5 protein-coding genes are annotated in these 17,629 nt (G+C 48.4%); all 5 read left to right on the top strand.

Annotated elements, in window-relative coordinates:
• Positions 1-206: 206 nt before the first annotated feature.
• Positions 207-9,905 carry a T9SS type A sorting domain-containing protein gene (locus tag KOO63_10110; GenBank protein MBU8922157.1) on the top strand — a complete coding sequence of 3,233 codons (9,699 nt, stop codon included), beginning with the start codon at positions 207-209 and terminating at the stop codon, positions 9,903-9,905.
• A gap of 8 nt (positions 9,906-9,913) precedes the next feature.
• Positions 9,914-11,791 (top strand): PorV/PorQ family protein, encoded by a 1,878-nt coding sequence (locus tag KOO63_10115; protein ID MBU8922158.1) that lies wholly within the window; start codon positions 9,914-9,916, stop codon positions 11,789-11,791.
• Positions 11,792-11,804: 13 nt separating this feature from the next.
• Positions 11,805-16,202 carry an anti-sigma factor antagonist gene (locus tag KOO63_10120; protein ID MBU8922159.1) on the top strand — a complete coding sequence of 1,466 codons (4,398 nt, stop codon included), beginning with the start codon at positions 11,805-11,807 and terminating at the stop codon, positions 16,200-16,202.
• Positions 16,203-16,206: 4 nt separating this feature from the next.
• Positions 16,207-16,953, top strand: coding sequence for a ParA family protein (locus KOO63_10125; GenBank protein MBU8922160.1), 747 nt, complete (start codon positions 16,207-16,209; stop codon positions 16,951-16,953).
• A gap of 75 nt (positions 16,954-17,028) precedes the next feature.
• Positions 17,029-17,629 (top strand): tetratricopeptide repeat protein (locus KOO63_10130; GenBank protein ID MBU8922161.1); only part of this gene is annotated, 601 nt, incomplete at its 3' end.

Genomic DNA, 17,629 nt, shown 5'->3' on the forward strand with positions numbered 1-17,629 from the left:
GTGTAGAGCCCCTTGATCTTATTACATGGGGAATAGGCGATGGGGCAGGAAGCATAATTTCGGAAGATGAAGATACTCTGACATATCAATTCGACCCGGCAGATAATGGAGATGTTTCATTCGCAATTACGGACAACAGGGCTGAATCAATATATATATTTGCAAGTAGTGGAAGTGTGCTGTCAGCTTCTCAGACAAGGCTGACTGTGACACACGGACCGGCTGATGTTATTTCGATAGTGAGTGGTGAAGCTCAGACAGCTGTCGTAAACAACCCTGTTCTTCTTCCATTAACAATAAGGGTCATAGACGCGTGGGGCAACGAAGTGAACAGTGAAACAGTATCTTTTGCTGTTATCACAGGTGGTGGACAGGTAGACACGGACACTGGAACGGGTGGAATTCAGACGACATCGGTAACGGATATCGACGGAATCGCAGTATGCGATGAGTGGATACTGGGCACCGTGAGTGGAAATGATTCTGATGGTGCAAGGGCCTCGATATCTTCAGGATCCATCACTTCAGTTGATTTCAGCGCCACATCCGACCACGATGTGGCAGCTTCCATAGTGCTTTCTCCACTCAGCGGTGTTGTGACAGTCAACAGTCAGACAATAATCACAGCAACACTCGAGGATCAGTACAGCAACCTCGTCACCGATGAAGACCTCACGATATTTATCAAGGATGATGATGATGGTGGGTTGAGCGAGGATCTGTCGAACCCGAATTCCACGGACGCGCTCGGACCCTCGATGAGGTCAGGGACTACCGATGGTACCGGGACGATATCTGTCGTGTATGACGCACCGGGTGGGGCGGGGCTTTCAGATGTTATTGATGCGGACAACTCGACCATAGCGGCCAATTCGGTCGATGATGTCACTTATACTACCGTTGCAAGTGGGGCGACCAAGCTGATTGTTACCGATATCACCAACCAGCCCTCGCAGGCCGGTGAAAGTTATTCCTTCGTAGTCAAGGCTGTCGATAGTAACGATAACCTCGATCCCTCAAATTCAAGTCATATTGTTCTCTCCCCCGAAACAGGTGGAGGACTATTGTTCAGCCTTTCCGACTTTGGCGCGACGGTCACTGAGGCTGATCTTGTGAACGGGTCGGTGACTTTGTATGGGATGGCAACAACAGTTGGAGTATGGCAGACAGATATTACAGCATCGTTTCCTGTTCTTACTGCCACAGCGTTCGACATTGAGACTGTTGCAAACGAAAATGTCCATCACTATGTATTCAATTCGCCCGCATCCGCTGTGGCAGGCGATGATTTTTCAATTCAGCTTCAGGCAAAGGATATATATGGCAACCTGGTGACGACAGCATCATATGATATAGATCTGAGAGCTGTACAGGCAGCAGATACGACAGCGGACGCAAGTTCATCACTGTCGATAACGACAGGGGCTGTGTCGGCTGGAATATATCAGGAGGCAAATCTTCAGTACAATATTGCTGAAAACATCAGGATAGAAGTCAGCGATATTGTGTCGTCAGTTATTGGAGTCACCGATGTGATCGATATCCAGAACGCGGCCGCTTATCAGATAGTGGAAACAGGTGGGGACAGCACGGGTGTGGCTGCCGGAGACTCGATCCTGCTCAGGGCTGAGGTATTCGATCGTTTCGGCAACAATGTCAGTGGGGAAAGAGTCTCGTTCAGCATACTCGAAGGTGGAGGGGGTCTGGTTTCTTCGCAGAGATTCAGCAGAATTGACGGTACTACCTCGGTAACATGCAGGACAGGCACATCGGCAGGATTGAACAGGATCAGAGCAGCAATTCTTGATGGGAATCCTGAAGGCCTGGAGACAAGGGTATATGAAATATCGACTATACCCTCAACCGCAATATCGTATGTAACTCTCGCAATCGAAGGTACAACCTTCGAAGCGGGGGAGGAGTTCAATTGTGACGTTCAGGCTTTCGACGCCTTTGACAACCTCATCACTACAGATAACACATCAATACTTATTCCGTTTTCAGAGTCGGCTTCAATGGTCTTTGATCCGGATACTATAACATTAAGCGCCGGAATCGCATCATTCACCGCATTCGATACGGTGATGGGTGACAACAGGATCGCTATTGAGTCGATCGTTGGCCTTCAATTATCTGCCTTCAGTCCGTACATAGAGATAAACGCCGGTCCCGCTTACAGAATAACTGAGATCAGTGGGGATACAACCGGTGTGATCTCGGGCGATACTACGTTGGTCAGTGTGAGAGTTCGAGATGAATATGGAAACCCGGTTGAGGGTGAAGTAGTAAGATTCAGCGTTACGAGCGATCTCGGGGGTGTAACAGGACTGATCGATGATACCGGAGTCTCTGGCGATGGTCTAGCCGCATCCGATGTTTCAGGTATGGCTACGTGCAGTCTGATTACCGATTCAAATGCGGGCACTAATATCCTTGAAGCTGTGATTTTGGACGCAGAACCACCCTCCAGGGAAAAAGTGGAGTTCACAATACTTACAACAGCAGGAACGATATCCCGATATGTCATCACCACCAGCGATTATACAAGGACTGCGGGAGATCATGTCGATGTGACTATCGTCGCTTACGATCTTAATAACAACATCTCCTATGGTGATTTTACAACTGTGGTGGATCTGGGAAGTAATCAGACTGCTGTATGGGACACAAATCCTGTAACACTTTCGGATGGGTCTGTAAGCACAGGATTTACGGAGACTCTTGCTGGACCTCTCGTGTTGTCTGCCGAAACATCGGGGGGCGGCGCTCTGAGTCACAGCGATACTGTTTTTGTCGGTCCGGATCTGCCGTCAGGAGCGATACCGATATCCTCAGTTATTCCTGACACTATCACTGCCAGCGGAAAGAGCCTTAGCAGTATTACAACAGGTCAGGTTTTGGATGCGTATGGAAATATTGTCGATGAACGCACATTGATCACCGTATCGGTTCCTTCTGGAACAATCGATAGTGATGATATGGATAATACTATTCCTGGAGTCCAGCGGGAAACGAGTATAAATGGCGTAACATCGGTGTTTATTGAATCGTCACTGACATCCGGTGAAGTGATAGTGGATTTTGAGAGTGTATCGGGCTCTGCTGCGGGTGCTGCTTCAATCTTCTTTGCTGAACCACCGGGTGTCGAATACGCTGGATATATCTCGCCGATCTTCATCGTTCCTGGCTCCGGCATAGAATTTAAATGTCTTGTGACGAATAGCAGCCCAACAGGGTCGTACCTGGACGTTTCAAGCAATATCTCATTCAACGATGGTACTGGGAACATCTTTAACGCAGTTTTGGCATCACCGGTCTTCCTGCATGGTGGTAGTACGGATACTCTGTATTTCGCGGAGACGACTCTTCCAGCCGGGTTTATCGGTGGGACGTATACTCCGGAAGTCAATCTGTCGGGCACCGATATTTATGACTCAGATTATTCGGCTGACTTCAACGCTGGCTCGAATTCGATAAGTGTTTCCAACATAGAAATAACCGGAATCACCGCATTCAGGACTGTATTGAGCAGAGGGGATACCACACGTGTCGACGTTACACTGGTAAACAATGGAGGAAGCCTCGCAATCATCAGGGACATTGTTATTGATTTTGCTGTCGGGAACTATTCCCTGACAGGCGATGTCGTCCCATCACTTCCCGACACGATCTATACCGGTCTTGAGACGACATATTCGATGTTTGTATACGTTCTTCCAAATTGCCCTCTTGGAATCGATACAATCGACGCATCTGTCCACGCTACTGTCGGTGGAATCAATGTTTACGACTATTCTGCTGATGAGTATTGTGAGACCTGGCTGATACAATCAGCTTCTCTTATCAGCTACGAACCGGGTTCGTTCGACCCCACTTCCGTCTCTACAGGGCAGGACCATTCGTTTTCTGTCATTATGAATAATCTGGGTCAGGCCCCTGTCATACTCGAAGAGACATCGACAAGGATATCTTTTGATGACGGAGTGACCATATACAGTGCACTGCTGGAAGATGAATCTGCCATACCAGGAGAAGGGTCGGCCAGGCTGAGTTTCCTCCAGGACAACATCTCGAGCAGTTTCATTCCCGGAAAATATCCGGTCCTCGTAGAGCTCTCCGGATTTGAAAATGGAGGTCTTTTCGATACCAGTATTGTTCTGGCTGATTCTATCGATATCGAGACACCGGCTTCACTCAGCTATATATCATCGACTCTTTCACCGATGACAGTCAGCAAAAACAGCTCCGTGACATTCCAGCTCGATGTGACCAACACCGGCGGAGCCGATGTTTATGTCGACGAGGCCGCATCGTATCTTACGTTCAATGACGGAACAACAATATATACAGCAAATGTTGATGCTGACAGGACAGGACTGATTCTGCCAGGAGAAAACACTTTCTATTTTGATCCAGTAGTGATCGCCCCAGGATTCGTTACCGGTATTTACACACCGCTACTACATATCGAAGGTCTGGAAAATGGACTAGATATAAGCGTTGATCCGATAGTTGCAGATGATGTGTCTGTAGAGGATCCCTCAAGACTCGCAATAAACAGCATCGATATACTGCCAACAGATCGGATGACGGCCGATCAGACGACAGGGAGAGCAGCTCTGATCAGGATTGAGAATAACGGCGAAGCTTCGGTCAGGCTTGATAGTCTTGATGTGAGGTTGTTCATAGGCAACCTTCCAGTCACTGGGCAGTACCAGATCAATCCTGTGGATTTTGTGGAAGGTGTCGAAATACTCGCAGGAGGGCAGCTCGACAGTTTCCATGTCTCGATCTCAGACGAATTGTCCAATAGTATGAATACCGGGACAGTAACGGTCGAATCGACCGTTTGGGGAACAGACCTGAACAGTTCTGACGAATTGATTGCAACGACCGAATATGGAGGTAAGGGTAGTTTTGCCGTTGAAACGGAAGCTGACCCGGTCATCACCGGCATCATTAGCTCGATAACCAGTGCTACGGTATCACAGACAAGAGACTGGAAGGTCGATGTAATAATTGAGAATCATGGAGAATCTGATCTGGATGTCGACCTTGATCCTCTTATTACGTACCTGGTTTTTTCCACCTCCAATGATTTTGATGTTATCTCTCCGGTGGAGCTTGCCGGAGGAGGGATGGTCCTGGAAGGTGGAAGCACTGATACTTTGAAGTATATCATCGACCTGACAGGATCGATTCCAGGCATATGCGAAATCAACGCTGAAGTCTCGTCGATGGAGATCAACAGTGGGCGCAATATTGGGCCGGTGAGTATGGTGGCAGGTTCCGGGCCAGAAGTGGAGATACAAACGACCGGAGTTCTGTCGATACTTGGTATAACGGGTTTTCAGGATCCCGTCACGATCGGACAGGTTGCTGAATGGGAAATTGAGATGTCGGTTCTAAATTCCGGCGGTTCCGCGTTGACAATAGATACCTCAGACCTCGATTCAACCAGGGTCCTTATTCCAGGTTCATCTGGATTTGTGATCGACCATCCTGCAGAACTTGAAGAGGGTGGCAACACACTCACTTCAGGAGAGTCCGGCACATTAAGATTCACAGTATCGACGACGGGAGTCGTTCCTCCTGGAAGAAGAGTGATATCCGGTCGAGTACTTGGTGTTGAAGATAATAGCGAGAATACCATATTTGCTGAACTGGATGAGACTGCAAGTACAGACTCAGTCGAGTTCGACCTCAGGGCAGACCCACAGTATTCAGTATCAAGCCTGAGTCCCCTGTCGGTAAGTAGCGGGACAGACATATCTATCGAACTGGAAATATTCAGCTCTGACCTTGATCAATCGACTCTGATCCTGGACAGGAACTTGACCACAGTCTGGTTTGGAGACACAGATGGAGATACTCTCAGAGCTTCGCTGTCGGCGGTGTCACCTGACCGGATAGATGGAGGCTCTGCTTCAAGACTGATTTTCAACAGTACTGAGGTCTTTGATGCACTGGACAGGCAGGCATACACGGCAGGTATCCATCTTGAAGGTTCTGAAAACGGGAATCCCTTTATTGTTGATTTAACTTCCACACCAGACCAGTTAATAGTAGAGGAAGCTCCTCAACTGAGCATAACGAGTATTGAGACTCCGTCCAGCGTGACAAGCGGCCTTCAGCCCACCTGGCAGGCATGGATGGTCCTGCACAATACAGGGGAAGCATCAGTACTTGTCTCTACTGATCCTGATAGTACAGATATTTCGATATCGATTGCGGGATTGGGTGACGTGACATCTGAGTATACGATAACACCGCCTGATCATCTCCAGGAATCCGGAACACTGGTTCTGGCCGGTGGGCAGATCGACACACTGGTATTTACTGTCGAAGTGACAGGTATTACTTCAGGGACTGCCCTGGTCAATGGTGTCGTGTCAGCGAGAGACATAAACAGTGGTGATCTTATCGACGATGATACGTTTACCGGTGGAGGAAGCTTCATGGCCGTGCAGGAGCCCGCTGTCCCCGTAATAATCTCATCAATATCAAGCGTCGATACTCTGACATCCGGGCAGAATACACCCTGGACCGTGATGCTGGAAATCGAAAATCAGGGTGGTGCTTCTTTGACATTAGCGCCTGACAGTACTTTCATATACGGAGATTATGCGTTGAGTATTCCAGTTTCCCCTGCCACCTTCCTTGAAGGCGGGATTTCACTGGCAGGAGGGGAAACGAAACATATGATCTTCGAGATAACGCCTACTCCAGATATTCCCGGAGGATATGATCTCGGGATAGATGCAAAAGCAGGATTCTTCGAAGATAACCGACAGACATATTTATATTCTTCTACTGAGGAAATGGGAATTGGTGGCACTGCGGTAAGAGTACAGATCCCTGGGCAGATAGAAATCCTGGCCCTGGAAAGTCTGGCGCCCAACACTCCAAGAGTTAACCGTGATCAGGACGTATCCATCGTCGTCGATATCAGAAATATCGGGGAAGCCTGTCTCGGGCAGGTAAATCTGACACTTGCCGGGGATGGCAGCTCGTCGGTGCTGGATTCACCCCTCGTTCTCAATAGACTATGTGGCGGAGAGACGTTGAGAGATACTTTCCATGTCCGAACTGCAGATATGACGGGGATTGAATCATTTGTTACATCTGTGCAATCGGCAGTCGATCTGAATTCAGGGGAAACTGGACTTTTCAATTCCGCAACCCCGATAGACGATACAGAACTGTTGGACATAGAAGATCAGGGTGCATTGCTTGTTACGTCCTTATTACCGTCACAGGCAGAGGTAAATGCCGGGCAGACGACTGACTGGGTAGTGAGAGTAGACTTGATCAACTCGGGTGACGCTCCGATCAGTGTGGAAGATCCGGCATCGACCGATCTGATATTCTCTATCGACGGAAATCCGCTTTCCGATTATCTTGTGATTCCTCCTGAAGAATTTGCTTCTGGATCAGCAGATATGGTCCTGGAGTCGGGGGAGGTCGATTCTTTCGTCTTTGTCGTATCATCAACAGGAATCGATACAGGTCAGGTCAGGATAGATGGTTCGATCAGGTGGTCAGATGAGAACGAACCCGCACGGGGGATTCTTGTCTCAACCGGTGATTCCGGGGTCAGGGTCAGAGAACCTTCTGGACTGAGGATCATCTCTGTGACAAGCGACGCTCCAAACAGTTCCATGTTTCCCAATACTTCGATTGTGAACACAGGTCAGGAATTCAGATTGACCGTAACAGTTGAGAATACAGGGGGAGATGACCTGGAACAGGTTGCGGTAGACCTTTTGACTAACGGCGACGCGATGATAACTCCTGACTCAGCTACTCCGGATCTGGCCTCAGGGGCCGAGGGTGATTTTATATTCCTCATCCAGTCGGGTGGTGCCGGAGTAGAGATACTTTCAGCCGGTATAACTACCGCGATATCTGTGAATACAGGAGAAGAAGTCCCCCCGATACAGGCCCTTGAATCGATAGAGAATCTTCAGGTCCAGGTTTCTGCGGTCCTTGTATGCGAAGTAGATATAACAGCTCCTCTTGGTGCAGTAGATGATACTGTATCGACTTTACAGGAATTTATTTTGACGGCTGCTGTGCGGAATATGGGAGAGGCCGGAGACGATGGTACGGGGCAGGTCACCCTGGAGCTTCCCCCTGGTTTCTCACGACTGTATCCAGACGCAGATTCCATTGTCAGATCGTTTTCGGTCGATGAGGAGATTGCCTGGACATTGAGAGCTACTGATGTTTCTGCACCTGTGCCCAGCCCAGTGACAGTTTTTGTCAGCCGACCCCCGAGAGATGTGAATATGATGGAGGAGGCTTTTGTCCTGCAGGCTGCCGATACGGAAAAAGTATATACCGAAGATGCTGCCAGCATCGATCAATGTGAGATAACGATAACTGCTCCTTCAGGAGCTGAAGATGGTGTGTTGTCAACGGGACAGACTTTCACTGTACGATCGGAGTTCATGCCTTCAATGAATTCCGGCTCCACATGGGTCGAACTTGCTCTGCCTTTCGGATTTTCGATAACAGGAAATGCAGTGGTTCTGACAGGCGATGGTACGGGAGAACTGAAGCAGGTCATCTGGACGGTCGAAACTGGTTCGGGTGCCTTGAGCGAAGTATCGCTCAATATTTCGACCGGAGGAATAGATATGAATTCCTCTATTGAATATTCGGGTTGCAGCGGCCTTCTGGATGTGACAGTAGTGCAGAACGCTCGGCTTGATTTGAATGCAATCATCGCCGGACCACCCCAGGCTGTCGAAGGAAAATTGTCTGTCGATCTACCCTTTACAGTGGAGGCCATGGTTACAAATACCGGTACCGCCGGTATCGATACGACAGGTGCACGTCTTGAAATCGAACTTCCTGATAACGCGGACTATTCAATTGCCCCAGGCGAGACTTTCAGAAAACCGTTCGAACCTGGACAATCCGTTACCTGGGATCTTATTGCTCCCGGTACTGCTGCTCCGCCAGGGATAATCGCCGTAAGGATCGCAGCCCCTTATCCAGTAGATGAAAACAGCAGGGAGGCGGTCGATACGGGGATCGACGAGATTCCGATAAGTGTTACGACTGAAGAAGGCGCGATTTCAATGCTTAATATATCTTCGGAAGATACTATTCCACCGTATGTCGTGCCGCAGGGAGCCGAAGGCGTGCCTGTTCTTAAGTTTATCGTGGCGAACAGGTCCGCATATACCGCGGGGCTTGATACCGCCTTTGTCAGCGTGACTGATGGTAGAGGAAATCTCCATTCTGATCCATCGAGATATGTGTCAGCGCTGTATATTGACGCAGAGGGGATCCAGTATGCTGCGGTAGCAGGAGAGAACAATCCTGTCCCATTACTGCCTGTTTCTGAGAAATATACTGTTGATCCTTCAGCTGACGGGATCATGAGCTGGGATACGATGATCGTCAGTATAGATATCGCTGACGGGGCACCCTCGGGTAGTCTTGGGCTGGAGTTGTCAACAAGTTCTGATGTAGTTTTCAGCAGAAGTGCCGATCAGGGTGCTATCGCGGTAGTCTGGGGTGCTGAGAACGATGATATAGCAGGACATTTTGAGACTGGTCCTCTTACTGTCATGGCTGCTGATTTCGAGGAATATGTACATAACTATCCCAACCCGTTCAAGGCAGGATCTGAGACGACAAAGATCACCTATTTCCTCACAAGCGATTCTTCGGTCAGCGTGATGATCTACGATCTGCTCGGATCACTTGTCTGGAAAAAGGACATTCCTGCCGGAGAACAGGGAGCTACCGGTGAAACTGGTGGGACCCTCTGGGAGATGGAGTGGGATGGCAGGAACGGGCGTGGTGAGATCGTGAGGAACGGTGTCTATATCTGTAAGGTACAGGCTGGCGGTAAATCCGCTTTGTTCAAGATAGCTGTAGCTAAATAGGTGTTGTGATGAAAAGGATCGTACTTACATTATTTGTATTTCTGGTTACCATGACTGTTCCCGGCATTGTCAGGTCGCAGGATGGAACGGGTGGGACGAGATCAATATTTACTCTGGGTGCCGGGTCCAGAGCGATCTCGCTGGGTGGAGCCTTTGTCGCTGTAGGTGACGACCCTTCGGTCGTCTATTATAACCCTGCAGCGCTTAAGCTTAATCCATACCCGTCGATAATGGTTAATCATATACAGTTGTTTTCCGGGTTTGCAGATGCCAGCTACGACTATTTCGGGCTTGCCTGGCCTACTTTGTCGATAGGGGCGTTTGGTTTTGGGTTGATGAATGTCGGGACTGGAGGAATCAGAGAATTTGACAGTTACAGTGTTGAGACTGGTGAGATCTCTTACAGGGAAACCCAGATGATACTTTCCTATGCTTTTGACCTTCCCTGGCAGAGATTCGGAAAGTTTAGTCTGGGAACATCAGTCAAAATATTAAACCAGCGTATTGGAGATTATTCTGATACAGGTACTGGCCTCGATATCGGACTTCTATATCATCAGGATATGGTCAAAGGCCTGGTTTTCGGATGTAATATCCAGGATATCGTAGGTGCAGAGACGAAGCTTGTGACGATTCCTGATAAGGTTGACAGGACGATCATGATAGGAGTGGGATACAATAAAAGATTCGAAAACGGATCTTCTATGAATCTCTCGGTCCAGATGGATATGCCTGAGAGGGATGATAATGATCTGAGGTTCGGCGCAGAATATAATTATCGTGAATATATCAGTTTCAGAGCCGGGTTCGATTCGGAATCGGTCACTGCTGGCATCGGGTTCACGTGGACCCGGTACAGTGGTGACTACGGTTTCTTCAGCAGGGAAGAGGCTGGAAGTTCGCATCCGTTCTCTGTTCAGGCGAGGATAGGCGATTCGCTTGAAGACAAGATGCGTACGGAGGAAGAAAGAAGACTGAGGAGCGAGGAACGAAGAATAGCAGAGATATTTGCCGAGAGAGTGGCAGAACATATCAGGATCGCTCAGTCCAATATTGATGATGAAGAGTTTGAAAAGGCTCTTGATGAACTCAAAATAGCTCTGGAATACGATCCAGAGAGTGAGAGAGCTGCGGAGATGATGAGTTCGGTAGAATCCAGGATCGTGGAGATTCAGACTGAAAAGACGCTGACAGCCGAAAAATCTCTTCTGATCAATCAGCATTTCAGCCTTGGGCTCAGGTATTATAGTGAAAACGAATATATCCTTTCAAGAGCCCAATGGAAGATTGTCCTCGAGATAGATCCTGGGAACAGTGATGCTTCGGATTACCTCACAAGGACGGAAGAGAAACTCGAAGAACAGATTGCACAGCACAAGTCAGCTGCAGGTGAGCATGAAAGACGTAACCAGTTGGCCGCTGCCCTTGGAGAATGGAATATAGTCAGGATGATCGATCCCTTAAACTCGGAAGCGCTTGCCGCGACTGAGAGGATCAGCTCGAGGATGGAAGAATTGGGCAGGAACTACAGGGCTGCCAACAGGCGACTTCAGACGATCGAATCTTTCGAGAGCGCGTTGAAGGCCTTTAGTGAAGGAAGATACGATGATTCAGCGATTCTTCTTGAGGAAATTCTGAGACGCCAGCCTGACCATGAAGAAGCACGGAATCTCCTGGATAGAGTCAGAAGGCGGATGACCCCGCTGACAGAACAGCAGGAGGAAGAGATCAGACAGCTGTACATACAGGGAATGAGACATTTCACGCATAAGGATTATCCGCAGGCTATCGCTGTTTGGGAGCGAATACTTGAGATCGATCCTGACAATGAAAGCGTGCGCAGGAATATAGAAGAAGCCAGGCAGAGGATAGACAAACTGAAATAGTCCGGAGAAATTTTTGACAGAAAGTATTCTTAAAGAGAAGACTGAATTTCAACTTAAGATCCCTGCCGATGAGAACAATCTCAGCGAAGTCAGGGATTTTATAGCTGATATATGTACACGTGCCGGTTTCAGCAAGCGCGAGACGAATAACACGAAACTTGCGATGGATGAGGCGTGTACGAATATCATCAAGCACGCCTACAGGGATATCGCAGGTGATATAAAGATAGAGGTCTTTGCGGAACCTGGAAAGATAGAGATCAATGTCTTCGACAAGGGCAAGGCTTTCGAGTGGTCGGATGTAAAGGATCCAGATCTTCAGCGTTATGTAGAGATAGGTAAGAAAGGCGGCCTGGGCATATATCTGATGAACAGGCTGATGGATGATCTGGACTACAAATCATCGGAACAGGGAAACAGGCTGTTCATGTCGAAATCCTCGGACGCCGGCCTGGGAATCTCGCAGTGGCCCCTGTTTACTTCTATAAAACCTAGATGGACTTCAACGCTCAGGTTCAAATTTGCGTTCAGAGCGGGGATGGGTCTTTTCAGCCTCGTTCTTTTTCTATGGATCGTTCAGTTCATCAACCAGGGGCGTGAAGTAGAATCACAAAGGGGACAAGCCTGGCTTGCTGTGAGCAACCTCGCGAGGGGGCTCGAATCAAAAAGCGAGAAGGCGATGATCCTTGATGATCTGTACGATCCCGAGTACAGAGAGATAAACGACTATATCCAGGACAGGATAGTGAAGCTTTCCGAGATAACGTATGTCCGGATCATTAATACTGATAACATGGTCGTTTCTTCCAGCCTAATGGAAGAATTCCAGCAGACATATGAGATGGAAGATGACCGCGCAATAATCTCGAACGATGGTAGTTGGTTTTCCGTGGCCGATACAGGTACTGAAGACATTGTGGAATTTCACTATCCTGTCATGCTTATAAATGAGGCGACAGATCATCCGGTCAATCTCGGACGGATCATGTTGGGTATTTCCAGGCATGTGATAGAGGGGAATATTCATGATCCGAGACCACGTACCACTCTTATTCTGGCCGGGATCCTGCTGGTCGGCCTGGCTCTTATCTATCTACTCATATCGGTCTTTATCAAGCCTATACAGGACCTTACTGATGGAGTTAGAGCCATCGGCGAAGGAGCTCTGGAAGATGGGATACATATAGAAGGTCCAGAGGAAATAGGAGCCATTGCCAGCGCATTCAATGAGATAACGGCGAAATTCAGAGATGCTCAGAAAAATGTAGTAGAACAGGAACGAATGCAGAAGGAGATGCAGGTAGCTCAGGAGATACAGCATTCACTTCTGCCCGCGAAAGTTCCTGATATCAAAGGATATGATATTGCCAGTCTTTACCGTGCCGCCAAGGAAGTCGGAGGGGACTATTACGATTTTGTGAATGTGGGTGAGAATTCACTCGGTGTCGTTGTTGCTGATGTTTCCGGCAAGGGCGTGCCTGGGTCGCTGGTCATGACTATGATAAGGACGGCTCTCCGCATGGAAGCGAGAGGTAGTCTCTCGGCTGCTGAAGTAATGTCAAGGATGAATGATTTTGTTACCGAGGACATGAAGAAGGGGATGTTCGTTACGATCTTCTATCTGATTCTCGATTCCAAGAACAGGATCATAAGTTACGCGAGTGCGGGGCACAACCCGATGATACTGTTCAGGGCCGAAACAGATGAGACGTTCTTCCTTAACCCGAGAGGGTTCCCGGTAGGTATCAGTCTGCCTGATGACACATTGTTCCGCCGGTCGATCGATGTGGAGAAAATCAAGCTCAAGAAAGACGATATGCTTCTTATATATACTGATGGTGTTACGGAAGCTATGAACGATGATAGAGAGCAGTACGGGGAAGATCGGTTGATAAAGCTGATCAAGGAGAACGGGAAATATCCTCCCGAAAAATTCATGGACATCCTCAACGAGGATATCAAGGAATTCACGGGCGATTTTCCGCAGAATGACGATATAACAGTCGTGGCCATCAAAGAAAAGATGATGGCCGATGATATATTGTTCGGTATAAGGAAGAAGCTGTTGGATCTGGTCGATGTCGAGGGATTGACTGTCGCAGAGGCTTGTTCGAGGATGAACGTATCTCCATCAACATTTTACAGGTACAGGAAACGTCTGGCCGAGATGGGCGAGAGGGGACTAAAAAATAAGACTCTTCGTGAGGAACACGAGATTAGAAGAGTGAGCATCGAGCAACGTAAATATATTCTCGAGATCATCAGGGCCAATCCCAAGTACGGTGCCAAACGTATTGCCACGGTCTTCAATGAGGGTAAGAACGAGAAAAACATCCTCAGCCCCTCGCTGGTCTACGAAGAACTCAAACGGATGCGTCTCAATACATATGAAAAACGGTTGGAGTATCTCAGGAGAAACAGATTTATCTCGGAGGAACAATATCAGGCGCTTCTCAGTGGAAAACAGGGACATGTCCAGCCTGTTTCTGCCAAAGAGGGATCCGATCGAATCGGGGGGACGCAAATCTCCGAGGATGGGACCACCATCGAAGAGAAAGCGGTTCTTCCAGAGCCGGATATGGACCTGCCGGAGGACCTTGTCGCCGCCGGTCCAGCTGGATCGGATGATCATATCGATGATGGGATTGTAAAAGAAGCTGCAGCAGTAGGGGAAAAACCTCCTGCAATGCCACACGATCTTCCAGCTCCTGCGGATGATATTAATGAACGGGGAGATATAGAAAAGATCCTGTCCGACATCCTTGCCCCTGATGGTGGAGAAGGGGCTGTTGTCAGGATCGAGCTGGAGGAATACAGGGATGGTATAACAGTTTTCAGAGTGACCGGTCATCTCGATTCATCCTCCGCTTCCGACCTGGAAACCGTCATAGAAAACGTATTTGAATATGGATGCAGGAAGATCATTGTCGATCTGGCCGAAGTGTCATATATCAGCAGTGGTGGATGGGGAATATTTACAGGCCGAGTAAAAGTATTGAGAGACAGTGGAGGAGACGTCGTCCTTGCAGGAATGTCGCCGGAAGTCTTCGATATCTACGACCTTCTGGGATTTCAGGATATTATAATGCACTGTCAGACTATCGGTGAGGCAGTCGATTTTATCTCCCTTCCTTTTGACGAAAGGCAGAGGAAACTTCATGCAGCTACTCCGGGAGCTGAAGATTCCGGGGAGATGGAGATCAGGGTATCATCTATGGGAATGGATCTCGGTGAAGAAGAGACCAGCCCATGGACACCACTGACTGTAGAAGCCGGAACAGTGGGAGAAGCTGGAGAGATAACGGTGTTAAATCTCAATGGAGTCATCGATACTGTCAGTTGTCTCAAGCTGAAAGGGATAATGAGCGAACTCATATCCAATGGTACGTATAAGCTCCTGGTCGATATGTCTCGTGTCGAATATGTAAGTAGTGCCGGATGGGGAGTATTCGCTTCCCGGATAGATGACTTGAGAGGATGGGGTGGGGATATAAAGGTGTTCGGGATGGATCCCGAAGTGGACAGCATATTCCATCTCCTCGGATTTGATGTTATAATGCGGTCTTTCAGCATTATGGCTGAAGCGATCGAGGACTTCAGTGTTCCAGTGGGAAGTTGGATGGAGGCAGGTCCTGCAATGCCTGAGATGTCTGGTAATTCATCCAAACCGGTCGATCATTCTTCCATCCAATCAGGTGAGGAAAATATCGAGACTGCTCTTAGAGTGGAGATATCAAGGAAAGGATCACCCGAAGGAGATTCGGTCATCCTGATCCTTGGCGGAGCGATAGACGCAGCAACGACGTCGAAATTTGAAGATTATCTTGAAAGGGCTGTATCAGAAGATCCAAAATACTTCATTATAGATCTTTCAGAGGTCATATACATCAGCAGCAGTGGGTGGGGAGTTATAATCAAATACATGCAGAGGATCACAGGCAGGGCTGGCAAAATCGCACTCTGTGGTATGACTCCTGCGATATTCAAGATTTTCAGGGATCTTGGGTTTGAACCCCTCGTACCGAACTATATTGATGTGGAAAAAGCGATCGCCGAACTCTCCGCGCCAGGTGTAGAAGAACATGAAGATGATCTCGAAGGTCAAGAAGTGGTAAGGGAGATTGAGAACCGGGAGCAGGCAGGCACAGGAATCGGGAATGAGGTCGCCGGGGAAGAATCAGATATCGATCCGCAGGAAGCCAGTTATGAAGATGGCCCGGAAGTGGGCCATCCAGGTGTATCACCGCTTCAGGTCGGACATGAGGATAAAATGACAGAGCTGGAAGTGGAGCTTGACCTTGAGAACGGTTCAAATAAGACTAAGGACAAAGACAAAAACATACGGTCGATGGGCTGGAAGGAATACGGCAGAAAATTGAGTAGACGGAACAGGAAGAATAAAAAGGATTAAACAAGTGAAACGTTTTGCGGTAATGACAATGAAAGGCGGGACAGGGAAAACCACTACGGCGATCTCGGTGGCCCACGGACTGTCACTGAGCGGTATGCGCGTATTACTTGTTGATTGTGATCCACAGCGTAATTCGGCTGTCACTTTCGGAGTTGCTGGGAAAAAAGGCCTGGACAACCTGCTCATGACCGGGGATGTTGAGATCATCCAGGTGAGGGAGAACCTGTTTCTGATCGATTCTGGAGGCAGAAAACTGGTGGAGGTCGAACTTTCCCTGGGACGTAGGGAGAACCGCGAAAGCAGGCTGAAAGAGGCGCTGAGAGACCTGAAGGGCTGTGATTACGTTATGTGTGATTGTCCACCCTCGATGAATCTTATTAACATAAATGTCCTGGCTTTCTGTGATGAGTTGATAGTGCCGGTAGCGATGGATTATCTCTCCCAGGTCGGGGCTCGCCAGACCATGGAGACGATAGATGAGATAAAATGGGTAACCGATAAAAAACAAATAGAATATAGGATATTGCCAACCTTCTATGATGGCAGGACAAAGATATCGAAACAGGTTTTGGATGATGTAAGGGAACACTTTGGGGACAAGGTCTTTGAGACTGTTATCAGGATCAATACTGCCCTCAAGGAGGCCCCGGGATCGAACATGACGATTTATGAACATGCGCCACTGTCGCGAGGAGCATTTGATTATTACAAGCTTACAGAGGAGATAATGTCCGGGGAGAATGGAGAATAATCTGGAATCATAGAATAATTTCAGATGAGAACGGTTGCCATTCTGTTATATACTATCAGTGGCCGGAGGATGGACTTGGAAAGTTTTGAACTGAGAGAAGAGATACGACACGACGGAAAGACCTATTTTCTCCAGACGAGTTTCGTGGTCGAGGAAAAGGAGATCAGAAGCGCGTTCTTCAGGAACGGTACTATCTTTGACGAAGTACGGAAAAAACTCGACGAACTTCCTTCCAGCGAACTGCTAAGGGAAATTACCAGAGAAACACACGGAAACAGTAAAAAGAGGTTCCAGTTTCTACTTGATGCGCGTGACAGGTTGAAGAGTTCGAATGAACCGGCAGCTCATCTGAGGCTTGCCCAGGCACTGGCCAGACGAAACCTGCATGAAGAAGCCATAGCTGAAGCGGAATCTGCTCTCGGCAAGGGAGCTACCGATTCAACTCCATATATGATAACCGGGACAGCATGGTATATGCTGGGTGACTATGACAGCGCGTACGAGGCCGTTAAAACCGGTATTGGAATAAGCCCTGATTATCCGGATATTCACAATCTTCTTGGCAGGATCTACCTTAAGCGGAAGATGTGCAGGAGTGCAGTGGATTGTTTCAGAAGAGCAATAAACCTCAACCTGTATTATGGCGAGCCATACCTCAACCTCATCAGGGCCTATC

The sequence above is a fragment of the Candidatus Latescibacterota bacterium genome (genome assembly GCA_019038625.1).
Taxonomy (GTDB): Bacteria; Krumholzibacteriota; Krumholzibacteriia; order Krumholzibacteriales; family Krumholzibacteriaceae; genus JAGLYV01.

Coding starts and splice junctions, on each gene's coding strand:
- KOO63_10115 (MBU8922158.1), top strand. CDS start 9,914: ATGAAAAGGATCGTACTTACATTATTTGTATTTCTGGTTACCATGACT.